Raw genomic sequence first — 22,869 nt, 5'->3', positions numbered from 1 at the left:
GTCGCGTACGACGTCGCCCCAACGGTCCGGCTCCCCGGGCGCGCCCGCACCCGGCGGCGCGGCGGTGAGCGCGGTGGCGGGTACGGCGGCGAGGCGCGGCGGAAGGCGCGATGGCGCGCTGGCGGGTACGGCGGCGGGGTGGCGGTCGGCCGGGGCGCGGGCCAGGCTGGGGGCATGGCGCTCACGATTCCCCCGGGTACCAGCGAGACCGACGGCACCACGCATGTACTGCGGTTCGCGGTGCCGCTGCCCCATCCGCAGGAGCGGGTCTGGCTCGCCCTGGCCACACCGGGCGGGCTGCGCGGCTGGCTGGCCGTGCCCGAGCTGTTGCAGTGCCGGCTCGGCGGGGAGGCGGAGCTGCGCTTCGGCGGGGAGCCGGAGGCGCGGACCGGGACGGTGACCGCCTGGGACGTGGAGCGGATCGCCGAGTACACGGTCGAGGGACAGGGCCGGTTCCGGTTCCATCTGGAGCCCGGCGGCCCGGAGGCGACCAGGCTGCGGTTCACCCTGGAGCTGGAGGGCTCCGAGGAACGGCGGCTGGACGCCCTGGCCGACTGGCACGAGCGCTTTCTGCTGCTCCTGGATGCGCTGGACGGGCACCCCGCCGACTGGACTGAGTGGACGGCCCGGGCTGATCAGGCGGCCGGGCCTGCGGGGTCCGCCGGACCCGATGAGGCTGCCGGCTCTGCCGGACCTGCCGGGTCCAGTGGGCCCGGTGGAGGCGCCCGGGTCGGCCGGGGCCGGGAGCGGTGGCAGGAGCTGCGGGACGACTACGAGGCCCGGGACTACGACGCGAGCTGACCCCGGCCTCCCCGCCGCCCTTTCTTTCCCGGGCCCCGCGCCCCGGCCCGCCGACCCCGGCCGATCCCGGTGGGCCCCGGGCGGGCGCCCCTGCCGGTCCTGGCTCGGCCCCGGCTCCCCGCCCCGGGCTCAGCTCTTCACTTCGAAGGACTTCTTCTCGATCAGCCGGCCGTCCTTGAAACAGAACCGGAAGACCGGGGACTTGTCCCAGCTGCTCCCCATCTCCGTCGAGGTCAGACTGAGGCAGCTCGCCCCCGCGGGTATCGGCGGCGCGCCCTCGTCCAGGCCCTTGGTCAGGAAGGTGTCCCCCTGCGGCAGCTGCTTGCGGACCTCCTCCTCGGTCGAGCCCACCTTTATCGCGTCGTACTTCTTGGGCTCGATCATGGCCTTGTCGCCCTCCTTCAGGAGGAAGTACCCTCCGACGCCTGCGGCGATCACCAGCACCAAGATGATCAGTGCGGCGATCCCACAGCCCTTGCTCCGCTTGCTCATCGCTTTGGACAACTCCTTCGGCAGATCGTTCCAGTCGATGACCGGATCACCTTCGCCGGAGGAGCCCGCCCGGGTCTGCTCTCCAAAGTCGCCGGCCGGGCCAACGAAAGTCGTCGGTGACCGGCGGGTTTCCCGCGCCTCCCGGAGCGGCGACGGGCCGGCGGGATCGCTCTCGGACACGGTGTACGGCAGGACGCCGGCCAGCCGGAAGCCACCGTCCGGGCGCGGGCCCGTGTGGATCATGCCGCCGACCAGCCGGGCCCGCTCCCCGAGACCGGTCAGCCCCTGGCCGCCGCTCACCACCTCCGGGCGGCCCCCGCCGGCCGGGACGGGCCCGGGGCCGTTGGCCACCTCCACGACCAGCGAGTCCGGCTCGTAACGCAGCTCTATGGCGACCGGGGCACCCGGTGCGTGCTTGTGCGCGTTGGTCAGGCCCTCCTGCACGACGCGGTACGCCGTGTGGTCGGCGGCCGGCGGGAGCGGCCGGCGCTCGCCGGTGTGCCGCAGCGTCACGGCCGCGCCCGCCGCCCGGGAGGCTTCCGCCAGCCCTTCGACACCCGCGACTCCGCGCCGGGTCCGCGACACGGCGGCCGGAGCACCGGGACCGGCGCCGTCGGCCGGCTCCGTGCCCTCCCGCAGCAACCCCACGACTTCGCGCAGCTCGTGCATCGCGGTCACCGATGCCTCCCGCAGCACCGCCACGGTCTCCCGCCGACGCCCGGTCAGCTCGCGGTCCACCTCCAGGGCGCCGGTGTGCACCGATATCAGGGCCAGCTGGTGGCCCAGGCTGTCGTGCATGTCCTGGGCGATGCGCTGGCGCTCCCGCAGCCGGGCCTGCTCCGCGACCATGGCGCGCTCGCGGAGGATCTGGACGCGGTACTGCTCCAGGAGGTCCGCCAGAGCATCGCGCTGGTACCAGTAGCCGCCGACGATGCCGGGTACCACGATGGTGATCAGCAACCACATGGTGAAGAAGACCATGGACGACAGGGAGAGGCCGGGCGAGTCCTTGAACGCGTCCAGGCCGAGGCCGAGGGCGACGGCGCTGGTGAAGGTGCCCACCGCCCGGCCCGGGCCGGTGGAGCGCCGGCCGGCCGACCAGGCGGCGACCGGGACCAGCGGGGCCAGGCCGTCGAGCGGCGCGGAGCAGACGACGGCCGCGAGCAGCACGGTCAGCGGCAGCACCCGGCGCAGCGGGGACAGCAGCCCGGCGGCCAGCCCCACGGCGGCCGACCGCACCGGGCCGCCGTCGCCCAGCGACTCGATCCCGGCCGTCGACACCGCCAGCACCAGGGCGAGCAGCACCTCACCGACGGCCCGCCGCACCGGCCACAGGCCCGGATCGAGCAGCCGCCGGACGGGGGCGGCCAGGGCCGTGCGCAGGGAGCGCACCCGGCCCGGCCCCGGGGCCCGGGAGCGGTCGGCCAGTTTCGTCGGATTCGCCGGTTCCACACGAGTCACCCGCCCACAGTAGGCAGACCCGTATGGCCGCCGCGTCCTCCGTTCGTCGCGAGGGACGACGACGAAAGTCAACGAGGAGCCGGCCGGCGCCCGGAAGCCGGCCGGCGCGCCGCCCCCGATCGAGCACGATTCCCGGCCGGGCCCTGCGCCCAGCCCGGTCGGATGTCCCGCCCCGCGTCCCGGTCCCGAAGCCGACCGCCGCCTCCACCCCCTCCTCCGCCGCCCCGGCCCGGGTCCCGAAGCCCGCCCCGGACCGGGGCGGCCCCCGCCCCGGGTTGCCCCGGCCCGCCTGGCCCCGGGCCGAGCCGGTCCCTGTCCCGAGCCGGACTCGGACCCCCTCCCGAGCCAGGCTCGGGCCTCCGCCCCTACCCAGGCCCCAGGCCGATCCGGCCCCTACCGCGACCGAGCCCGTTGCCGCACCGACCGGGCCCGGTGCCGCAACGCGACCGAACCCGCACCGGCCGAGCCCGCCCTCGCACCGACCGAGGCCGATTCCGGGTCGAGCCGGTCCCCGCCCGAAGCCCGCCCGGACCGTCCCGGCGCCCCGACCGGGGCCGAGCCGACCCCCCGCCCCCGCAGCCTCAAGGCCCCCCCGCCACGACCCGCCCGCCCCCGCGGCCCCGAGGGCCCCCGCCCCAGGGGGACGAGCGCGTTCAGCGCCGCCGGGGCGGGACGCACTCGGTGGCCGGGGGCTTTCCGGTGGGCCAGGCGATTCCCACGAACCGCGGCTTGCCGCCCGGGGTCAGCTCCACGATCGGGACCGCCTTGTCGTACGGGTTGCCGTCGTTGTCCAGGCAGATCCAGCCGCTGGCGCCCGCCACCTTCAGCGGGCCCTTGAGCTGCCGCCACTGCTGGCCCACATCGGCCGGTGCGGGCAGCCGGCCCTCCGGAGCGGCCCCCCGGATCGCCTGGACGGCGGCCGCCATGGCGTCGTACGCGACGATCGCCTGGCCGTCCGGCAGCCGGTTCGGGCCGATCGGTCCGGCCGGCTCCCGGGAGACGGTCTCCATCGCGGCGGTGAAGGCGTCGTACGCCGCCGGGGAGCCACCGGTCGCGGGGGTGGTCCGGCGGGGGTGCCAGGCGTCCGGGTGGGCGAGCGCGGCGTACCGTACGGTCACCCCGGACTCCAGCGCCGCCGGTTCCAACTGGTCGTCGGCGCCCAGGTAGGAGCCCTCGTCGCCGGTGAGCACGGTGAACTTCCGGTCGCCGCAGCCGCGCCGGCCGAGCGCGTTGACGAACTGGCGGAGCTGGGTGTGGCGCCCGGCGAAGAACACCGTGTCGGCACGGGTGTCGCAGATCAGCAGGGTGATCTGGCGGAAGGTGTTGGCGGTGGCGCCCTCGTCGGTGGCCCGGGCCGGCGAGGTGAACAGCTGCGGCTCGTACGGGGATCGTTCCGTCAGCGTCGAGAAGGCGTTCTTCAGGGTCCCGGTGTAGTGGTCGCCGGGGCGGGTGTCGTGGATCAGGATCGCCCGGTCGGCGTCCACCCGGGCGAAGTGCGCCAGGGCGCGGGCCTCGTCGGTGTTGGTGGGGGAGACCCGGGCCAGCCCGGGGAAGCGGTTGGCGCCGGGGGCGTTGGCCATGTCGTCGGCGGTGATGGTGGTGCCGACGGTGGCGACGCCCGCCCGGGTCAGCTCGGTCACCGCCGCCCGGACCTCGGCGCTGCTGGTGGCGATCCCGGAGACGGCGCGGAGGTGGTCCGGGGCGGCGGTCATCGCCTTGAGGCGGTCCACCACGGGGCGCCAGTGGGCGTTGCCCTCGCCGGTGTTGGCGAGCACCAGCCGGATGCGCGGGACCTCGTTGTTGGAGGCGTGGTTGGCCGCGTACTGCTGGGCGAACGCGCCCTGCACCTCGTGCATGACCTTGGTGCGCAACCCGGCACTGGCCGAGGTGAGCGGCAGCAGCAGGGCGACCGTGGCGTACTCGCCGGGCTTGAGGGTGGCGTTCTCCCGGCCGATCGCCGCCGCCACCTCGGTGAGCGCCGGCACCCGGAAGTCATGGCCGTCGCCGGAGACACCGACGCACTCCTCGCTGCCCGCCGGTCGCTCGACGCCCGGGGCGCAGCTCCGGTCCTCCGGGGTGGTGAGCTTCCTGACCAGCACGGTGCCGCCCCAGGCCAGCAGGACGAGCACCAGCACACTGGTGACGATTTTCTGGCGGGTGGTGTAGAAGATCCGGTAGCGCAGCTGTGCGGGCACGTCAGACTCCGTCTCCCCGTCCCGGCGGAAGCGAGGGCTCCCGCCAGGCACGGATGTCCCTGGGCCAGTGGGTGGCCGCCTCCCAGAGCGGCCCGGTGCCGGTGAGATGGCGGCCGGAGAGCTGGCGCAGCTCGTGCGCGAGGCGCTCGACGACCTCCTCGTCGGGCAGCGCCAGCGGGTCGGTGAGCAGCCAGAGCGCGTGCAGCAGCCGCCGTACGCAGAGGTGCAGCCAGACCTCCTCGTCCAGGCCCTCGGGCTGCGGCCCGCCCGGCTCCCGGCCCAGCGCCACAGCCCGGCGCGGGTCCGGTCCCGGGTGGCCGTGCTCCCGGGGGTACGGCGCCGTGGCGATCAGCCGCAGCCGCCCCAGCCAGCCGGTCACGTCCGGCCCCTGGAACTCCCGGCACAGCTCGGTCACCGCCTCCTCGGGCCGCCCCAGCGCCAGGTCCTCGCGGAGCCGGTACGGGGTGGGGGCGGGGCCGTAGCGGGAGCGGAGCGTCTCGTGGACGGCTCGCCAGGCGGCGTACCCGGGGCCGTCGCCGTCGTGGAAGCGCAGCCGGTGCAGCAGCAGGGCGCGCAGCAGCGGATCGGCCACGAAGTGCCCGGGTCCGTCGGGCCAGCCGTCGGCCCGCAGCGCGTCCCGGGCCCGCAGTGCCATGTCCCCGTCGTCCGACTCGGCGCGCAGCCGGGCGCGGGCCAGCATCCGGGCCGACTCCTCGTCCCGCGCGGCGGCCAGCACCGCGAGCGCGTCCGGCGGCGGGCCGGGCAGCAGTTCGGCGAGGAGCGCCGGGGCGACCGGGACGGCCGGGGAGTCCTCCCGCAGTTCCAGGGTGAGGTCGAGCAGCGCGGCGGGCGTCAGCGCGGGACGCTCGTCCTCCGGCACCTGGCCCAGCGCCCGGCCCAGCAGCGCCACGCCCAGCGGCCGGCCGCCGGTCAGCCGGTGCAGGGCGTCCGGCAGCGCGGCGGGCGCCCGGCCGGGAGGGTCGTACCCCTCGCAGAGCGCCCGGGTGTGGGCGGCGCTCAGCGGGGTGAGCCCGACGGCCAGGACGCCGGAGCCGATCTCGGCGCCGCGCGGACAGGGCGCCCGGTGCGCGACCTCCGGCAGCCGCAGCCGGGTCGCCCGGCGCAGCCCCTCGTGGTCCCGCTCCCGGGAGGCGGCGACGATCACCGTCTGGTCCCGGCGCCCGGCGGCCCGTTCGCGCAGCACCGGCTCCACCAGCCGGCGGCCCAGCGGCAGATGGGCGTTGTCCAGCAGGATGAGCGGCCGGCCCCGCCGGGTGCCGCGCCGGGTGAGCCCCAGATACGCCTGGCGCAGGTCTTCGAGGAGCGCGTTCACCAGGAAGCCCTCGGCCTCCGCGCGGCGCCCGCCCCCGAAGTCCACCGCCAGTCGGTGCAGCCCCAGCTCACCGCCACCGCTGCCACCGTGCCCGCCCGCGTTGCGGTAGGAGCCGTACCAGGCGCGGGACTTGCGCTGGTAGCGGCCGAACACCTCCTCCAGCACCGTCTCCACGGTCGCCTCGGCGAGCAGTCCGGCGAGCGGGGCCCCGGCCTCGGCGGCGGTGGCGGCGAGCTTGGAGAGCACCTTGGCCACCCAGACGCCGGCCGCGCCCTTGGCCTCGTCCACCGTGGCGAGGACCGGCCCGAGCCGCTGGAGGTCGCGCCGGACCCGCTCGTCGTCCCCCTGCGACCAGCCGGTTCCGGTCACCGCCGCCAGGCCCAGCGCGAGGCGCGGGAACTCCACCGGCCGGGCCGCGTACACCCGGGCCGACAGCTGCACGGCCAGCTCGGCCAGCGCCCCGGTCACCGGCGACCAGCCCGGCCCGTGGTCGGCGGGCGGCACCACCCCGGCGCAGTCCAGCAGGGCGAGCGGGGTGCCGCCCCGGTAGGCGTTGCGGATCTGCTTGAGCAGGGCGGTCTTGCCCAGGCCGCGCCCGCCGGTGAAGACCGTGACGGGCGGGTCGTCACCGTGTTCGTACGCCGTCCTGGCGAAGTGGTACGGGGTGAGCCCGGTCAGCCGCGCGATCAGCCCCGTACCGTCGAGCACCGCCTCGCGGCCGTACAACTCCCTGTCCACCCGCGCCACCCCCCAGCGTCACAGGACAGTTCCGTATCCCTGATGTCCCCGTTGTCTCCGATGCCCCCGGCGTTCCCCGGACGTCCCCGACGTCCCGTGCGTCCCCCCGGAGGACCCTCAACTCAAGGCTAGTTCCGAACGGTTGGCCGTGTGAGTGCTTTCGCGCGCTCTGTGAACGTTCTGTGACGCGTCCGATACGCGCCGGGCGCGGAGGGCGTACGCGCGGGGCGCGCGCGGACGCGCTGCTGACGGTCGGGAGGCGTCCGGGCGCCGTACGGCGGGGGCACGGGGATACGGAGGGGGTATGGCCCCGGCCGGTACGGCGGGGCACCGGGGGCCGGGCCCGGGCCCGCCCGGGCGGGGCCGCCAGGCCGAAGCGCGGCCCGGCCGGGCGCAGGGGGCACAGGGGATGCACAGGGGATGCGGAGGAGTTCGGCCCCGGCCGGTCCGGCGGGGACCAGGGGGGGGCGAACCCGGGCCCGCCCGAGCGCAGGGGATACGGAGGGGGTGCGGGCGGGGGCGCGGCCCCGGTCCGGGGCACGGCCCGGCGGGCCCGGGCTCGCCCGGGCGCAGGGGGTACGGAGGGGTTCGGCCCCGGCCGGTCCGGCGGGGTCCAGGGGGGGTGAACCCGGGTCCGCCCGAGCGCAGGGGATACGGAGGGGGTACGGGCGGGGGCGCGGCCCCGGCCCGGGGTACGGCACAGCGGGCCCGGGCCCGCCCGGGCGCAGGGGGTACGGAGGGGTTCGGCCCCGGCCGGTCCGGCGGGGTCCAGGGGGGGGCGAACCCGGGCCCGCCCGAGCACGGGGGATACGGAGGGGGTACGGACGGGGGGGCGGCCCCGGCCCGGGGCATGGCCCGGCGGGCCCGGCCGGGCAGGGTCGGCCGACCGAAGCGCGGCCCCGGCCCGGATCACGGCCCGGCGCGCCCGGCCGGGCGCGGGGGAAACGGAGGGCCGCAGCCCGCAGCCGGGCGCGGGGGAAACGGAGGGAGTACGGGCGCGGTCCCGGCACAGCGGGCCCGGCCGGGCGTGGGGGAAACGGAGGGCCACAGCCCCGGGCGGGCTCAGCGGGTGCGGGGGCCCTCGTCGCCGTCCTGGTCCCGGTCGGCGTGCCGGTCCCGGGCCTGGTCCCACGCCTGGCCCGGCTCCCGGTCGCGCCCGGCGGCGCCTGGCTCCCGGTCCCGGCCGGCGGTCCCGCCGGCACCCGGCTCCCGGGCCTGGTCCCGGTCGGCGGTGCCGTCGCCGGGGCGGTCCCGGCCGGGGGTCTCCTCGGCGCCCTGGTCCCGGCCCGGGGAGCCGGAGCCGGGACGGCCGGGCTCCCGGCGCCTGGCCGCCGCGTCGTCGTCCAGCGACTTCAGGAAGTCCGGGTTGTCGTCCGGCGCGACCCACTGCCCGCCGCCCCGGCGGCCCCGGGACCAGTCGCCGTCCCCCGCGCCACCCGCCCCGAAGCTCCCGCCGAAGCCGCCGGCCGCCCGGGCGCGCCGCTCCCGTCCGCCGACCAGCCAGACCACCGGACCGGCGATCCAGAAGAGCAGGATGATGAAGATCCAGGCCACCTTGGGGAGGTGCTTGACCTCGTCCTCCGGGGTGTTGAGGCAGTCGATGAAGGCGTAGATCGTCAGCGCCAGCGGCAGGATGTAGATCAAGGCCCTGAGCATGTGGGGCGACCCCCTGGGGTGCGGCGGGAACGAGCTGCGGGAAGCGTTTCGACAGCCCCGGTGACAGGGCCAGCGTAACGGGTGGCGGATACTGGTCCCCATGGCTTACGACGATCTCCGCTCGCTGCTCAGGGCGCTGGACCGCGAAGGCGACCTCAAGCGCATCAAGGCCGAAGTCGACCCGTATCTGGAGGTCGGGGAGATCGTCGACCGGGTGCAGAAGTCCGGCGGTCCGGCGCTGCTCTTCGAGAACGTCAAGGGTTCCTCGATGCCCCTGGCGATGAATGTCTTCGGAACCGACCGGCGGCTGCTCAAGGCGCTCGGGCTCCGCTCGTACGACGAGATCGGGGAGAAGGTCGGCGGACTGCTCAGGCCCGAGCTGCCGAGCGGCTTCACGGGGATGCGGGAGGCGTTCGGCAAGCTGGGCGCGATGACCCATGTACCGCCGCGCAAGGTCAAGGAGGCGCCGGTCCAGGAGACCGTCCTGACCGGCGACGACGTGGACCTGGACCGGCTGCCCGCGCTCTTCACCTGGCCCAAGGACGGCGGCTCCTTCTTCAACCTGGGCCTCACCCACACCAAGCACCCGGAGAACGGCATCCGGAACCTGGGGCTCTACCGGCTCCAGCGCCACGACCGGAACACCATCGGGATGCACTGGCAGATCCACAAGGACAGCCGGAACCACTACCAGGTCGCGGCCCGGCGCGGTGAGCGGCTGCCGGTCGCCATCGCCTTCGGGGCGCCGCCGGCGGTGACGTACGCCTCCACCGCGCCGCTGCCGGAGGACATCGACGAGTACCTGTTCGCCGGGTTCCTCCAGGGCCGGCGGATCGAGATGGTCGACTGCAAGACCGTCCCGCTCCAGGTGCCGGCGCAGGCCGAAGTGGTGCTGGAGGGCTGGCTGGAGCCGGGGCAGATGCTCCCGGAGGGGCCGTTCGGCGACCACACCGGCTTCTACACCCCGCAGGAACCGTTCCCGGCGCTCACCATCGACTGCGTGACCATGCGGAGGCGTCCGCTGCTCCAGTCGATCGTGGTGGGCCGGCCGCCGACCGAGGACGGGCCGCTGGGGCGGGCCACCGAGCGGTTCTTCCTGCCGCTGCTGAAGATCATCGTCCCGGACATCGTCGACTACCACCTGCCGGAGTCGGGCGGCTTCCACAACTGCGCGATCGTCTCGATCGACAAGAAGTACCCGAAGCACGCCCAGAAGGTCATGCACGCCGTCTGGGGCGCCCACATGATGTCGCTGACCAAGCTGATCGTGGTCGTGGACGCCGACTGCGACGTACGGAATCTCCACGAGGTCTCCTGGCGGGCGCTCGGCAACACCGACTATGCCCGCGACCTCACCGTGGTCGAGGGTCCGGTCGACCATCTGGACCACGCCTCCTACCAGCAGTTCTGGGGTGGGAAGGCGGGCATCGACGCCACCCGGAAGTGGCCCGAGGAGGGCTACACCCGGGACGGCGGCTGGCCCGAGATGGTCGAGTCCGACCCGGCGACGGCGGCCCTGGTGGACCGCCGCTGGAAGGAGTACGGCCTGTGAGCGCCCCCACCGCGGCGGTCGCCGGGGCGGAGCCCGGCCGGGTCCGCGCCTTCCTCCGGCTGGTGATGATCGAGCACTCGGTCTTCGCGCTGCCGTTCGCCTATCTGGCCGCGTTCACCGCGATGTACCGGACGGACCGTACGGTGCACTGGCTGGATCTGCTGCTGGTCACCGTCGCCATGGTGGGGTTGCGCACCTTCGCCATGGCCTGCAACCGGATCATCGACCGGGAGATCGACGCCCGGAACCCGCGCACCGCCGGCCGGGAGCTGGTCACCGGCGCCGTCTCGGTGCGCTCGGCCTGGACCGGGGCGCTGGTGGCGCTGGTCTTCTTCCTGGGCGCGGCGGCGCTGCTGAACCCGCTCTGCCTGATGCTGGCCCCGGTCGCCGTGGTGCCGATGGTGGTCTATCCGTACGGCAAGCGGTTCACCCATTTCCCGCACGCCATCCTGGGGCTGGCCCAGGCGATGGGCCCGGTCGGCGCCTGGCTCGCGGTGACCGGCGCCTGGTCCTGGGACGCGGTGATCCTGGGCCTGGCGGTCGGCGTCTGGATCGGCGGCTTCGACCTGATCTTCGCCTGCCAGGACGTCCAGGCCGACCGGGCGCACGGCGTCAAGTCCGTGCCCGCCCGCTTCGGCATCCCGGCCGCGCTGTACGGCGCCCGCGCGACGGCCGTGGTCACGACGGCGCTGCTCGTCTGGTTCGCCCTGGCGACCCATGCCGGGGTGCTCTTCTGGGCGGGCCTGGTGATCGTGGCGGTGGCCTTCGTCTACGAGCACACCATCGTGCGCCCGCACGATCTGTCCCGCCTGAACCGGGCGTTCTTCAGCGTCAACGGCTTCATCGGCATTGCCCTGTTCGTGTGCGCCCTGCTCGACCTCGTGGTGCGGGGACTGACGGTGTAGGTAGCGTCGGGGAAGCCGGGGCCCTGCCTCCGGTACGGGCCGCGGCCCCCGGCCGCGGCGCGCGGGCGCGGTCCGCCGCGCGCGGCCTCGCGGTTCACGGCTCGCCGTACGAGAAGGAGGCCGCCGGTGTCGTCCCCGCGCGCATCCGGCGTCCCGGGCCCGGGTCCCGAAGCCCCCGGCGTCCCGGGGCCCGCGTACGGCGAGCGCACCCCCTCCCGGCTGGCCCGGTTCGAGGACGCGTTTCCCGGCTTCCGCCCGCAGATCGTCGCGGGCAGCTATCTGCTGACCCCGGTCAAGCCGCACGACGGGGCCACCGTCCACCGGCTGTGGGGCGCGCTCGCCGGACAACTCCCGGACGACTGGGGCCTGGCCGGCGATATCGCGGTGCCGTTCGACGCGGAGAACGAGTTCTGCCCGGACCTCGCCGTGCTCCCGGAGACCGAGGCCGCGAAGGACCTCATCGCCTACCCGCCCGAGCTGCTCGCCCTGGTGGCCGAGGTGGTCTCGCCGGGCACCGCCCACACCGACTACGAGGTCAAGGACCGTGCCCACGCGCGCCGGGGCATCCCCCACTATCTGGTGCTCGACCCCTACCGGGCGCGCTGCCGGGTGCTGTGGAACCCGGGCGCGGACGGATACCTGGGGCGGGAGACGGTGCCGTACGGCTCGGTGGTCACGGTGGAGGGCGGCGGGTCCCGGGTGCCCGGGGCCGCCGGGCTCGGACGGCTCACCGTCGACACCACGGGGTTCCCGGTCGACCCGTCCGCCCGCCGCGCCGCCGGTCGGGACGGCCCCGGCGCACCCCGGGCGCCGTGGTCGGTCGGTGGCGCCGGATAGGCTCGCGGTGTGGAGCCGGTACAGCAGCAGCGTCGTCCGTGGGTCGTCGGAGTGTCGGGGGCGTCCGGGACGCCGTACGCAGCCGCCGTGCTGCGCGGGCTGCTCGCGGCCGGGGAGAGCGTGGACCTGATCGTCTCGCGGGCCTCCCGGCTGACCCTGCTGGACGAGACCGGTATCGCGTTCCGGGACGCGCACTGGCGCCAGGATCTGCGCACCTGGCTGGAGCGGGGCGCCGACGGAAAGCCGGGGACGTTCCGGCTCGGGGCCGGTGACGGGGCCGGTGCCGACGGCGGGACCGGTGCCGGGGCCGGTGACGGTGACCGTGGCAGCGATGACGGGCTCGGGGACGTACGGCACTGGGCGGCCGGGGATCTGGCCGCCGGGCCGTCCTCGGGGTCGTACCCGGTCAAGGGGATGCTGATCGTTCCCGCCTCCACCGCCTGTGTGGCCGGGGTGGCGCTGGGACTCTCCAAGGATCTGCTCCAGCGGACCGCGAGCGTGACGCTGAAGGAACGGCGTCCGCTGGTGGTGGCGGTGCGGGAGACCCCGCTCAACGGGCAGACGCTGAAGCATCTGGTGGCGCTGGACGAGGCGGGCGCGGTCGTGCTGCCCGCCTCTCCGGCGTTCTACGCGGGGGCGACGCACATCCAGGATCTGGTGGACTTCGTCGCCGGGCGGGTGCTGGACGCGGCGGGTGTGCCGCACCGGCTGTACCGCCGCTGGAAGGGTGAGCTCGGTGGCTCCCGGGAGGGCTGACCCGGCCGGTCCGGACCGGGCCGCGGGGGCCCGGCGGGGGAGCCGCCGGGCGCGGGGTCAGTGCTTCTTGGACCGGCTGATCGGCCGGGCCACCCGGCGCGGACCGGCGACCCGGTCGACCCGGTGGGCGGCGGAGGGCTGGTGGGCACGCGAGCGGTTGGCCAGCTCCTGCAGCGCGCGCATGTGGGCGTAGGCCATCTCGATCGTGTACACGGTGGGCTTCACTCCTGAGGGATCGTCGTTGATCATCTGAATGATTCGCAGGGCTTCCGTCCTGCATGCCTTTGATTCTACACTCAAACTCGCGATTTCGCTGGATAATGGAAGGCAAGTCACCTATGGACGCCGTGGACAGGCAGCTCATCCAGGCCCTGCGGGAGAACGGCAGAGCGTCATACGCCGAGCTCGGGCGGCTGGTGGGGCTCTCCGGCCCCTCCGTCACCGACCGGATCAACCGGCTGGAGGCCGCGGGCGTCATCACCGGCTACCGGGCCACCGTGGACGCCGCCTCGCTGGGCCTCGGGGTCACCGCCCTGATCGGGATCTCGCTCTCCGACGCCGCCGACCACGAGGACGTGGCCCGCCGGCTCAAGGACCTCGCGGAGATCGAGGACTGCTGGTTCATCGCGGGCGACGACTCGTTCATGCTCAAGGTCCGGGCGAGCGACGTGGACGGCCTGGAGAAGACGATCCGCCGGCTCTCCGGCACCAAGGGCGTCTCCCGGACCCGCACCACCATCGTGCTCTCCACCAAGTGGGAGAACCGGGTCGGGGACCTGCCCGAGGAGGCGTAGGCGTACGGTGGGGGGAGCCCGGTCGGCGAAGGGACCCGATCGGCGAAGGCATGGGAGGCGGAGCCGCAGATGGACGCGGGACTCAAGCGGGAGCTGGAGGAGAAGGTCCGGACCGGGGAGCGGCTGACCCGCGAGGACGGGATCGCGCTCTACGCGTCGGACGACCTGGCCTGGCTCGGCGGTCTCGCCCACGAGGTGCGCACCCGCAAGAACGGCGACGTGGTCCACTTCAACGTCAACCGCCACCTCAACATGACCAATGTGTGCACCGCCTCGTGCGCCTACTGCTCGTTCCAGCGCAAGCCGGGCGAGAAGGACGCGTACACGATGCGGATCGAGGAGGCCGTCCGCCTCGCCAAGGCGATGGAGAACGACAACCTCACCGAGCTGCACATCGTCAACGGGCTCCACCCCAACCTGCCCTGGCGGTACTACCCGCGCTCGCTCAGCGCGCTCAAGGAGGCGCTGCCGCACGTCTCCCTGAAGGCGTTCACCGCCACCGAGATCCACCACTTCGAGACCATCTCCGGGATGTCCGCCTCCGACATCCTGGACGAGCTGATCGAGGCCGGTCTGGAGTCGCTGACCGGCGGCGGCGCGGAGATCTTCGACTGGGAGGTCCGCCAGCACATCGTGGACCACCGCACCCACTGGGAGGACTGGTCCCGGATCCACCGGCTGGCGCACGAGAAGGGGCTGAAGACCCCGTGCACCATGCTCTACGGGCACATCGAGGAGCCCCGCCACCGGGTGGACCACGTGCTGCGGCTGCGTGAGCTCCAGGACGAGACCAACGGCTTCCAGGTCTTCATCCCGCTGCGCTACCAGCACGACTTCGTGGACATGCAGGACGGCAAGGTCCGCAACAAGCTCCAGGCGCGGACCACCATGGCCACCGGCGCCGAGGCGCTGAAGACCTTCGCCGTCTCCCGGCTGCTCTTCGACAACGTGCCGCACGTCAAGGTCTTCTGGGTGATGCACGGCGTCCAGACCGCGCAGCTCGCCCTCCAGCACGGCGCCGACGACATGGACGGCTCGGTGGTCGAGTACAAGATCACCCATGACGCCGACAACTACGGCACCCCCAACAAGCTGGGCCGCGACGACCTGCTGGAGCTGATCCGGGACGCGGGCTTCCGCCCGGTGGAGCGGAACACCCGCTACGAGATCATCCGCGAGTACCCGGGCCCGGACCCGGACCGCCGCGAGGCCCCGCAGCCGATGCGCGTCTGAACGGACCGCTGGGGCGCCCTTACCCGGGCGTGGTCGCCGTCCGGCGGGCCGCACTCCGGCGCTCGCCGTCCCCGCGGCCGACGCCCGGTGGTCGCCGGCCGGCCGCCGGGGCGTGGCATCGTCGGGGCCATGGCGCTGAACTTCGTACTGGACCCGCCCGTCGGCCCCGCACTGCGGGACGGGGTCCTCTCCCTCTGGACGGACGTCTCCAACGCGGGCGGGGCGGTCGGCTTCGTCCCGCCCGTGACCGCCGAGGAGATCCGGCCGGAGTGGGTCCGGCTCCTGGCCGCCATGGCCGAGGGCCGCACCCGGCTGCTGGCCGGGTTCGACGAGGACGGGACCGTGGCGGCGACCGCCTTCCTCACGTACAACACCCACCGGCTGATGCGGCACTGGGTGTGGCTCTACACCGTGATGGTCCACCCCCGCGAACAGGGCAAGGGCTACGGCCGGGAGTTGCTGGCCGCGGCGGCGGAGGCGGCCCGGGGCCTCGACGGCATCGAGGCGATCCGGCTGACGTGCCGGGGCGGCACCGGGGCCGACCGGTTCTACGCGGCCTGCGGCTACAAGGAGGTCGGCCGGGTGCCGGACGCGATCCGGGTGGCCGAGGGGGACGACCGCGACGACGTCATCATGCTCCTGCCGCTGGGGGTGTGAGCGGGGCGGGGGCGCGGCCCGGGGCGGCCGTACGGAGGCCGTATCGAGGCCGTATGAAGGTCGTACCGGGACTGTACGGGCGACACCGCCCGAGGTGATCGAACCGGGACGTGCTTCACTGGTCGGACAGCCACCCGACCCCCCGCCGGCCCGCCCCCGAGCCGGGGAAACGCCGTACGGAACGCGTACGGAGATGAAGGAAGAAGGTCCGCCGTGTCCGCTGCTGCCCGTACGAGCGCCACGATCCGGTACACCCTCATGCGCTTCGGCGTCTTCGCCGGTTGTTTCCTCGCGCTCTGGGGGCTGGTCTACCTGGGTGTGCTGCCGCGCGGCCTCGGTGACTCCAACCTGCTGTGGGTGCTGCTGCTGTCGATCGTCGTGTCGGCGCCGCTGAGCTTCGTCCTGCTGCGCAAGCAGCGGGACGCCATGTCCGAGCAGCTCGTCGAGAAGGTGGACCACGCCAAGGCGCGGCTCGACGCCAACCGCACCCGCGAGGACGAGGAGTCCGACCGGGCCGTCGGCCGGACCCCCGGGACGGCCGGCTCCGCCCAGGCGGCCGGGGGCTCCGCCACCGCGTCGTAGCCGTCCCGGGGCGGCCCCCCGCTCCGTGCCGTAGCGCTCGCTGTGGCCGGTGGTGCCGCCTCCGTGCCGTAGTGCTCCCCGCCGCCCCGGCGGTACCGCCTGGATGCTGGATCGCCGGCATCCGGGCTTCCGCGTGTCCGGACATCAAAGAAGTACTTTGAGTCTCTCAAAGTACAAGTGTTAACGTTGCTCGCATGACGACCGCAGTGCGCCCGCACCACGCCATGAGCCCGCCGCTCGTGGCGCGCCTGCATGTCGATCTCTGCCGCTGTATGTCCGCGGTCTGTCGCCGCGTGTTCTGATCTGTTCCGATCCCGGCACCATGCAGCGGCGCCGCCGTTCCGGCGCGCACGCCGCACCCCCGTCCCGTATGTCCTCGATACGCACCACTGGAGTGTGTCCGTGTCCGCGTCCGCGTCCGCCGCGAACCCCGAATCCGCGAAGCCCGAGCCGGCGATCCCCGAGCCCGCTGATTCCGGCCCCAAGGGCTCCCGCCGTATACCCAAGGTCCCGTTCTGGGCCCAGATCGTCGCCGGTCTGGTCCTCGGTGTCGTCCTCGGCTGGATCACCCGCAGTTATGACGTGCGGTGGCTCCACACCACGCTCGACCAGGTGGGCCACATCTTCGTCCAGCTGCTGAAGCTGGCGGTCGCCCCGCTCGTCTTCTTCGCGATCCTGGTGTCCATCACCAACCTCCGCAAGGTCAACAACGCGGCGCGGCTCGCCTCCCGCACCCTGCTCTGGTTCATGATCACCTCGCTGGTCGCGGTCGGTATCGGCCTGCTGATCGGCCTGCTGACCAACCCGGGCGCCGGCACCGGGCTCACCCCCAAGGACGGCAAGAAGCCGGAGCACGCGGGCTCCTGGCTGGACTTCCTCACCGGCATCGTGCCGACGGACGTGATCACGCCGTTCACCGAGCTCAATGTGCTTCAGATCGTCTTCATGGCCGCCGTCGCCGGTATCGCCGCCCTCAAGCTGGGCGAGCGGGCCAAGCCGATCCTGACCCTCAGCGAGTCGGTCCTCGAACTGCTCCAGAAGGCGCTGTGGTGGGTCATCCGCCTCGCCCCGATCGGCACCGTCGGCCTCATCGGCTACGCCATCGCGGACTACGGCTGGGACCTGATCGGCAAGTACGCGACCTTCACCGCCGACATCTACATCGGCTGCGCCCTGGTGCTCTTCGGCGTCTACCCGCTGGTGCTCGCGCTGGCCGCCAAGGTGAACCCGGTCCAGTTCTTCCGGGGCGCCTGGCCCGCCATCCAGCTGGCCTTCGTCTCGCGTTCCTCGGTCGGCACCATGCCGGTCACCCAGCGGGTCACCGAGCGGCTGGGTGTGCCCAAGGAGTACGCCTCCTTCGCCGTGCCGTTCGGCGCGACCACCAAGATGGACGGCTGCGCCGCGATCTACCCGGCGCTCGCCGCGATCTTCATCGCCCAGATCTTCGGTGTCTCGCTGAGCATCGGTGACTATCTGCTGATCGCCTTCGTCTCGGTGGTCGGCTCGGCGGCCACCGCCGGTCTGACCGGCGCCACCGTGATGCTCACGCTGACCCTCTCCACGCTGGGCCTGCCGCTGGAGGGCGTGGGCCTGCTGATGGCGATCGATCCGATCCTGGACATGGTCCGCACCGCCACCAACGTGGCCGGCCAGGCCCTGGTCCCGGTGGTGGTCGCCGCCCGCGAGAAGATCCTCGACCACCGGGCGTACGACACCGCCACGTCCTCCCCGGTCGACGCGTACGAGGACCAGGGCGAGCACGGCGAACGCGGTGGGCACGGCGGGCACGGCGGACACGGCACCGGTGGCGGCCGTACGGCGGACGGCCCGCTGCCCGCCACCGCGTAGCTCCCGGCCCGTACGGCTCCCGTACGACGCCTGTACGGCTCCACCCCGTGCCCCGTCGGTGATCGGTCACCGGCGGGGCACGGGCGTGTCCGGGGGCGGGCCGGGGACGTAGGCTTGCCGCCGCACCGGAGATCGGGAGGAATCGGCCGTGAAGAGCACGGGCACGGGGACGAAGGCGAAGCGGATGCCGCGCGCCGTGCGCGAACAGCAGATGATGGACGCGGCCGTACAGACCTTCGGACGGCTCGGCTACCGGGCCGCCTCCATGGACGAGATCGCCGAACTCGCCGGGGTCTCCAAGCCGTTGGTCTACCTCTATCTGAACTCCAAGGAGGAGCTGTTCACGGCCTGCATCCGGCGGGAGGGCGCCGCCCTGGTCGCCGCCGTGCGGGACGGTGTGGAGGACGTACGGGCGGAGGAACCGGCCGACCGGCAACTCTGGGCCGGGCTCACCGCGTTCTTCGCCCACACCGCCGAGCACCCCGACGGCTGGTCGGTCCTCCACCACCAGGCCCGTACCCATGGGGAGCCGTTCGCCGGGGAGGTGGCGCGGACCCGGGCCGAACTGACCGCGTTCGTCACCGATCTGATCGGCGCGGCGGGCCGGGAGGCGCACCCGACCCCGGAGTTCGGGGACCGGGACGTCACCGGGCTCGCCCAGGCGCTGGTCGGCGCCGCCGAGTCGCTGGCCGGCTGGGCCAATGAGACCCCGGGCGTCTCGGCCAAGGAGGCGGCGGCGACGCTGATGAACTTCGCCTGGGCGGGGCTGGGCAATCTGATGGCGGGGAAGCGCTGGTCGCCCGCCCGCTGAGCGAGCGGCTCGGTGGTGGTCAGCGGTACGGCAGCGGGCTCACCCTTCCCGTGAGGTGCAGGCGGTCGCGGTCGCCCCGCAGCCCGAAGGCCCCGAGCCCGAGGGCACCCGTGCCGTCGCCGTCTCCCCCGGCGTCCCCCGTAGCACCCGCCGGGGCGTCCTCCGTGACATAGGTGACGGTCGCGGGCAGCATCACCGGCGCCCGGAACTCCGCCCGCACCCGCACCCCGCGCGGCAGGTCCCGTTCGGCCAGGCACCGGGCGAAGGTCCACATCCCGTGCGCGATGGGCCGCCGGAAGCCGAACGCCCGGGCGGTGAGCGGGTACAGATGGATCGGGTTGCGGTCGCCGGAGACGGCTCCGTACCGGCGCCCCAGGTCCCCGGGCAGCCGCCACTCGGCCGCCGGCAGCAGCTTGGCGGGCTCCCCGCCGTCCGTGCCCGGGGCCGGGGCCGGGGCCGGGGTCGCGTCCGGGTCCGTGGCCGGCGCCGTACCCGGGGCCGGGGTCGTGCCCCCGGTGTCCCGTACGGCTCCGGGGCCGGGCCGCCCGGCGACGGCGGGTCCCGTCCGGTGCCGGGCGAGGTAGCCGCTGCGGGAGGCCCAGACCAGCTCGCCGCCCACTCGCGCCTCGGTGGCCACCACCGCCTCGGTGCCGCGCCGGTGCGGGGCCAGCCGCTCGACCCGGACCGTCGTCTCCAGCCGGTCGGCCGGCAGCAGCGGCCGGTGGGCGTCCACCTCGATCCAGGTGTGCACCAGCCCCAGCAGGGGCAGCGGGAAGTCCCGGGCCGCCAGCAGCCGCGTGGTGAGCGGGAAGGCCAGCACCTGCGGATACGGCAGCGGCAGGCACCCGGTCTCGGACCAGCCGCAGAGCCGGGCGTAGGCGGCCAGCCGGGCCGGCTCCGCCCGCACCTCGGCCCGCAGGACCCGGGACGAGCCGGGCGGCCCGGACCGGGCGGACCGGGCGGCCGGTACGGCGTCCCCGTCCGGGAACGGGTCCCGCCCGGCGTCCGGGTACGGGCCCCGCTTGAAGGGGGAGCGCAGGGCGCCGAGCGCCAGGGTGAGGGGAAGGTTCATGGTGCTCACGCCCCCAGCAGGCTCTGCCCGCAGACCCGGACGACCTGGCCGTTGACCGCGGCCGACGCGGGATGGGCCAGCCAGGCGGTGGTCTCGGCCACGTCCGCCGGAAGGCCGCCCTGCGCCAGGGAGTTCATCCGGCGCCCGGCCTCCCGGATGAGGAGAGGAACCGCGGCCGTCATCCCGGTCTCGATGAACCCGGGCGCCACCGCGTTGACCGTCACCCCGTGCCCGGCCGCCGCGCGCGGGGCGAGCGAGCGCACCAGGCCCACGATCCCGGCCTTGCTCGCCGCGTAGTTGGTCTGTCCGGCATTGCCCGCCAGCCCGGCGATGGAGGCGGTGGCGATCACCGTGGAGCCGCGCCGCAGGGTGCCGCTCCTGAGCAGCGCGTCGGTGGTGTCCACTACCGCGCCCAGATTCACGTCGAGCACCGAACTCCAGCGATCGGCGGGCATATTGACCAGCTTCCGGTCCCGGGTGATCCCCGCGTTGTGCACCAGTACGTCCAGCCCGCCCGATCCGTCCGTCCCGCGTGTTCCGGCTGCCTCGCTCGCCCCGCCTTCTCCGGCTGTGCCGACTGTTCCGCCGGGGGACCCGTCCGCTCGCCCCGCCCCGCCGGGGGCCGCCGCCACCGCCGCCGCGATCCGCTCGGCGGCGTCCGGCGCGGTGATGTCCAGCGGCAGCGCCGTGCCGCCGAACCCCTCGGCCGTACGCGCCAGTTCGTCCGCCAGCCCCGGGACGTCCAGGCACACCACCTCGGCGCCGTCCCGGGCCAGGGTGGCGGCGACCGCGGCCCCGATGCCCCGCGCCGCTCCGGTCACCAGCGCCGTACGCCCTTCCAGCGGCCGTTCCGGAAAGGCGAACCCGCCTTCTCCCGGGCCCACTTCCACCACCTGGCCGCTCACATACGCCGACTTCGGCGAGAGCAGGAAGCGCAGGGTCGACTCGGCCGGACCCGGCCGGGTGAGGCGTACCAGATTGACCGTGATCCCCCGGCCCGCCTCCTTGCCGAGCGACCGCGCGAAACCCTCCAACGCCTGCTGGGCGGCGGCCTGATGGTGGTCCTCCGCCGAGAGCGGGGCGCCGAGGAGGACGATCCGCCCGCCGGGCGCCACGCCCCGGACCACCGGGTGCAGGGCGGCGTGCACCTCCGCGAGTTCGCCGGGCGCGGCCACCCCGGTGGCGTCCAGCACCACGGCGGCCGGGCGCGGGGAACCGGCGGTCACGGCGAGCCCGGTACGGCCCAGCAGCGCCGCCAGGTCCTCCCGGTGACCCGGGGCACCCGCCGTGAGGTGCAGCAACGGCCCGTCCAGAGAGGGGAATCCGGGCGACCAGCGGCGCAGCTCGGCGGGGGCGGGGAGTCCGAGACGGCGGGTGAGGAAGCGGCCGGGAGCTGTGCGGGTGAGGTGCAGATAGCGATCGGCCATTGTCTCGACTCCCTGCGCGGTCGTAGATTTGCCTCGTTTACTTCCGAGTAAGGTTACTCAGAGGTCAGGAGCTGGTCGAGATGGCCGGTAAGGTCGAGATGGCCGGTACGCGCGCGTACCCCGCGCGGGAGATCCGGCGGGTGGCCGTCGTCGGCGGCGCCCGCACCCCCTTCGCCCGCTCCGACGGCCCCTACGCCACGGCCTCCAATCAGGAGCTGCTGACCGCCGCCCTGGACGGCCTGGTCGAGCGATACGGCCTCCAAGAGCCGGGCACCGTCGGGGAGTTCGTCGCGGGCGCGGTGCTCAAGCACAGCCGGGACTTCAACCTGGCCCGGGAGACCGTGCTCGGCTCCCGGCTGGACCCGGGCACCCCCGCGTACGACCTCCAGCAGGCGTGCGGCACCGGGCTCCAGGCGGTGATCGCGGCGGCGAACAAGATCGCGCTCGGCGCCCTGGACTCGGCCGTCGCGGGTGGCGCCGACACCACCAGTGACGCCCCGCTGGGCATCAACGACGAGTTGCGCCGCATCCTGCTGGCCGCCCGCCGGGCCCGCTCGCTGCCCGCCCGGCTGCGGACCCTGGCCCGGGTGCGCCCCCGGCACCTGGTGCCCGAGATCCCGCGCAACGCCGAGCCGCGCACCGGTCTGTCGATGGGTGAGCACGCGGCGCTGACCGCCCGGGCGTGGGGCATCGGCCGGGCCGAGCAGGACGCCCTGGCCGCCGCGAGTCACCAGCGCCTCGCCGCCGCCTACGACCGGGGCCTCCTCGACGGCCTGGTCGTCCCGCACCGGGGCCTGGCCCGCGACCAGAACCTCCGTCCCGACTCGACACCCGAGCAACTGGCGCGGCTGCGGCCGGTGTTCGGTACCGACCTGCCGGACGCGACGATGACCGCCGGGAACTCCACCCCGCTCACGGACGGTGCCGCCGTGGTGCTGCTGGCGAGCGAGGAATGGGCGCGCGACCGGGGCCTGACGCCACTGGCGTATCTGACCCTGTACGAGACCGGGGCGGTGGACCATGTGCGCGGCGACCCGGCGGAGCAGGGGCTGTTGATGGCGCCCGCGCGGGTGGTGCCCCGGCTGCTGAGCCGCGCGGGTCTGAGCCTGGCCGACTTCGACCTGGTCGAGATCCATGAGGCGTTCGCCTCCCAGGTGCTGGCCACCCTGGCGGCCTGGGAGAAGCGGGGGCTCGGCACCGTCGACCGGGCCCGTCTCAACGCGGCCGGCTCCTCCCTCGCCACCGGCCACCCGTTCGCCGCGACCGGCGCCCGGATCACCGCCACCCTCGCCGCGCTGCTGGCCGAGCGGGACGCCCCGGGACGCGGCCTGATCTCGATCTGCGCGGCCGGCGGCCTGGGCGTCGCCGCCGTCCTCGAACGCCCCTGACCCCGGGGCCCGTACGCCGGGTCCGGTACGCCCCGGGGCCCGCGCGGCTCCGGGCCGCGTACGCCCCGGGCCCGCACGTCTCCCGGGAGCCGTCCCCGGGTCCCCGTACCCCCCGGGCCCTCCCCTCCCGGGACCCGTACAACCCCCGTACCACCCCGGGCCGCCCCCCTGGGGCCCGTACATTCCCCCCCCCCCCCCCCCCCCCCCCCCTCCCCCCCCCCCCCCGCCCCCCCCCCGCCCCCCCCCCCCCCCCCCCCCCCCCCCCCCCCCCCCCCCCCGCCCCCCCGCCCCCCCCCCCCTCCCCCCCCCCCCCGCCCCCCCCCCCGCCCCC

General features: G+C 74.7%; 18 protein-coding genes and 1 pseudogene. 12 read left to right on the top strand and 7 right to left on the bottom strand.

What is annotated here, in order from left to right:
* The first annotated feature begins 174 nt into the window (after positions 1–174).
* Positions 175–801: an SRPBCC family protein gene (locus NX801_RS28130; protein WP_258790757.1), complete on the top strand. Its 627-nt coding sequence runs from the start codon at positions 175–177 to the stop codon at positions 799–801.
* 129 nt (positions 802–930) lie between these two features.
* Here the strand turns inward: NX801_RS28130 and NX801_RS28125 are convergent, their stop codons facing one another.
* From NX801_RS28125 to NX801_RS28110, 4 genes and pseudogenes are all read right to left on the bottom strand, one after another.
* Complete coding sequence (locus NX801_RS28125; RefSeq protein ID WP_428986257.1) at positions 931–2,664, bottom strand: sensor histidine kinase; 1,734 nt, start codon at positions 2,662–2,664, stop codon at positions 931–933.
* A 743-nt stretch (positions 2,665–3,407) separates the two neighbouring features.
* Entirely contained in the window at positions 3,408–4,949 is a 1,542-nt protein-coding gene (locus NX801_RS28120) for a type 1 periplasmic-binding domain-containing protein (protein ID WP_258790756.1), read from the bottom strand.
* A 1-nt stretch (position 4,950) separates the two neighbouring features.
* Positions 4,951–7,020, bottom strand: a complete 2,070-nt coding sequence (locus NX801_RS28115) for a hypothetical protein (RefSeq protein WP_258790755.1) — start codon at positions 7,018–7,020, stop codon at positions 4,951–4,953.
* Between the two features lie 1,335 nt (positions 7,021–8,355).
* Positions 8,356–8,676 (bottom strand): annotated as a pseudogene (locus tag NX801_RS28110) (PLDc N-terminal domain-containing protein); the annotation flags it as partial.
* A 100-nt stretch (positions 8,677–8,776) separates the two neighbouring features.
* On the opposite strand from NX801_RS28110, the gene NX801_RS28105 reads away from it, so the two are divergent.
* The 4 genes from NX801_RS28105 to NX801_RS28090 all read left to right on the top strand — a co-directional run bounded on the left by NX801_RS28105 (position 8,777) and on the right by NX801_RS28090 (position 12,726).
* The gene (locus NX801_RS28105) at positions 8,777–10,228 is read left to right on the top strand and encodes a menaquinone biosynthesis decarboxylase (protein WP_258790754.1); all 1,452 of its coding nucleotides are present in this window, start codon (positions 8,777–8,779) and stop codon (positions 10,226–10,228) included.
* Positions 10,225–11,133, top strand: a complete 909-nt coding sequence (gene mqnP, locus NX801_RS28100) for a menaquinone biosynthesis prenyltransferase MqnP (RefSeq protein ID WP_258790753.1) — start codon at positions 10,225–10,227, stop codon at positions 11,131–11,133. The genes NX801_RS28105 and mqnP overlap by 4 nt, the downstream gene beginning before the upstream one ends.
* A 126-nt stretch (positions 11,134–11,259) precedes the next feature.
* Positions 11,260–11,970: a Uma2 family endonuclease gene (locus tag NX801_RS28095; RefSeq protein WP_258790752.1), complete on the top strand. Its 711-nt coding sequence runs from the start codon at positions 11,260–11,262 to the stop codon at positions 11,968–11,970.
* Positions 11,971–11,979: 9 nt separating this feature from the next.
* The gene (locus NX801_RS28090; RefSeq protein ID WP_258790751.1) at positions 11,980–12,726 is read left to right on the top strand and encodes a UbiX family flavin prenyltransferase; all 747 of its coding nucleotides are present in this window, start codon (positions 11,980–11,982) and stop codon (positions 12,724–12,726) included.
* Between the two features lie 57 nt (positions 12,727–12,783).
* On the opposite strand, the gene NX801_RS28085 is transcribed toward NX801_RS28090, so the two are convergent.
* The gene (locus NX801_RS28085) at positions 12,784–12,975 is read right to left on the bottom strand and encodes a hypothetical protein (protein ID WP_258790801.1); all 192 of its coding nucleotides are present in this window, start codon (positions 12,973–12,975) and stop codon (positions 12,784–12,786) included.
* 89 nt (positions 12,976–13,064) lie between these two features.
* Between NX801_RS28085 and NX801_RS28080 the strand changes: the two genes are divergently transcribed.
* The 6 genes from NX801_RS28080 to NX801_RS28055 all read left to right on the top strand — a co-directional run bounded on the left by NX801_RS28080 (position 13,065) and on the right by NX801_RS28055 (position 18,651).
* Entirely contained in the window at positions 13,065–13,520 is a 456-nt protein-coding gene (locus NX801_RS28080) for an Lrp/AsnC family transcriptional regulator (protein ID WP_169094305.1), read from the top strand.
* Between the two features lie 69 nt (positions 13,521–13,589).
* Positions 13,590–14,753: an aminofutalosine synthase MqnE gene (mqnE, locus tag NX801_RS28075; protein WP_258790750.1), complete on the top strand. Its 1,164-nt coding sequence runs from the start codon at positions 13,590–13,592 to the stop codon at positions 14,751–14,753.
* Between the two features lie 129 nt (positions 14,754–14,882).
* Positions 14,883–15,410, top strand: a complete 528-nt coding sequence (locus tag NX801_RS28070; protein WP_258790749.1) for a GNAT family N-acetyltransferase — start codon at positions 14,883–14,885, stop codon at positions 15,408–15,410.
* 258 nt (positions 15,411–15,668) lie between these two features.
* On the top strand, positions 15,669–15,992 hold the full coding sequence (locus NX801_RS28065) for a DUF4229 domain-containing protein (RefSeq protein WP_258790797.1): 324 nt from the start codon (positions 15,669–15,671) through the stop codon (positions 15,990–15,992).
* A 402-nt stretch (positions 15,993–16,394) separates the two neighbouring features.
* Positions 16,395–17,840, top strand: coding sequence for a dicarboxylate/amino acid:cation symporter (locus tag NX801_RS28060; protein ID WP_428986255.1), 1,446 nt, complete (start codon positions 16,395–16,397; stop codon positions 17,838–17,840).
* Positions 17,841–18,024: 184 nt separating this feature from the next.
* A complete protein-coding gene (locus NX801_RS28055; protein ID WP_258790795.1) occupies positions 18,025–18,651 on the top strand; it encodes a TetR/AcrR family transcriptional regulator in 627 nt (208 codons plus the stop codon).
* A gap of 19 nt (positions 18,652–18,670) precedes the next feature.
* On the opposite strand, the gene NX801_RS28050 is transcribed toward NX801_RS28055, so the two are convergent.
* The gene (locus tag NX801_RS28050; protein ID WP_258790794.1) at positions 18,671–19,723 is read right to left on the bottom strand and encodes a MaoC/PaaZ C-terminal domain-containing protein; all 1,053 of its coding nucleotides are present in this window, start codon (positions 19,721–19,723) and stop codon (positions 18,671–18,673) included.
* Positions 19,724–19,728: 5 nt separating this feature from the next.
* Positions 19,729–21,150 (bottom strand): 3-oxoacyl-ACP reductase, encoded by a 1,422-nt coding sequence (locus tag NX801_RS28045; protein ID WP_258790748.1) that lies wholly within the window; start codon positions 21,148–21,150, stop codon positions 19,729–19,731.
* 80 nt (positions 21,151–21,230) lie between these two features.
* Between NX801_RS28045 and NX801_RS28040 the strand changes: the two genes are divergently transcribed.
* On the top strand, positions 21,231–22,538 hold the full coding sequence (locus tag NX801_RS28040; protein WP_258790747.1) for an acetyl-CoA C-acetyltransferase: 1,308 nt from the start codon (positions 21,231–21,233) through the stop codon (positions 22,536–22,538).
* Positions 22,539–22,869 lie beyond the last annotated feature (331 nt).

It is taken from the genome of Streptomyces pyxinae (genome assembly GCF_024756275.1).
GTDB lineage: Bacteria > Actinomycetota > Actinomycetes > Streptomycetales > Streptomycetaceae > Streptomyces > Streptomyces pyxinae.
This window is presented reverse-complemented; position numbering and strand designations above follow the sequence as displayed.

Coding starts and splice junctions, on each gene's coding strand:
- NX801_RS28050 (WP_258790794.1), bottom strand. CDS start 19,723: ATGAACCTTCCCCTCACCCTGGCGCTCGGCGCCCTGCGCTCCCCCTTC.
- NX801_RS28065 (WP_258790797.1), top strand. CDS start 15,669: ATGCGCTTCGGCGTCTTCGCCGGTTGTTTCCTCGCGCTCTGGGGGCTG.
- NX801_RS28085 (WP_258790801.1), bottom strand. CDS start 12,975: ATGATCAACGACGATCCCTCAGGAGTGAAGCCCACCGTGTACACGATC.
- NX801_RS28045 (WP_258790748.1), bottom strand. CDS start 21,150: ATGGCCGATCGCTATCTGCACCTCACCCGCACAGCTCCCGGCCGCTTC.
- NX801_RS28040 (WP_258790747.1), top strand. CDS start 21,231: ATGGCCGGTAAGGTCGAGATGGCCGGTACGCGCGCGTACCCCGCGCGG.
- NX801_RS28080 (WP_169094305.1), top strand. CDS start 13,065: ATGGACGCCGTGGACAGGCAGCTCATCCAGGCCCTGCGGGAGAACGGC.
- NX801_RS28130 (WP_258790757.1), top strand. CDS start 175: ATGGCGCTCACGATTCCCCCGGGTACCAGCGAGACCGACGGCACCACG.
- NX801_RS28055 (WP_258790795.1), top strand. CDS start 18,025: ATGCCGCGCGCCGTGCGCGAACAGCAGATGATGGACGCGGCCGTACAG.
- NX801_RS28105 (WP_258790754.1), top strand. CDS start 8,777: ATGGCTTACGACGATCTCCGCTCGCTGCTCAGGGCGCTGGACCGCGAA.
- mqnE (WP_258790750.1), top strand. CDS start 13,590: ATGGACGCGGGACTCAAGCGGGAGCTGGAGGAGAAGGTCCGGACCGGG.
- NX801_RS28070 (WP_258790749.1), top strand. CDS start 14,883: ATGGCGCTGAACTTCGTACTGGACCCGCCCGTCGGCCCCGCACTGCGG.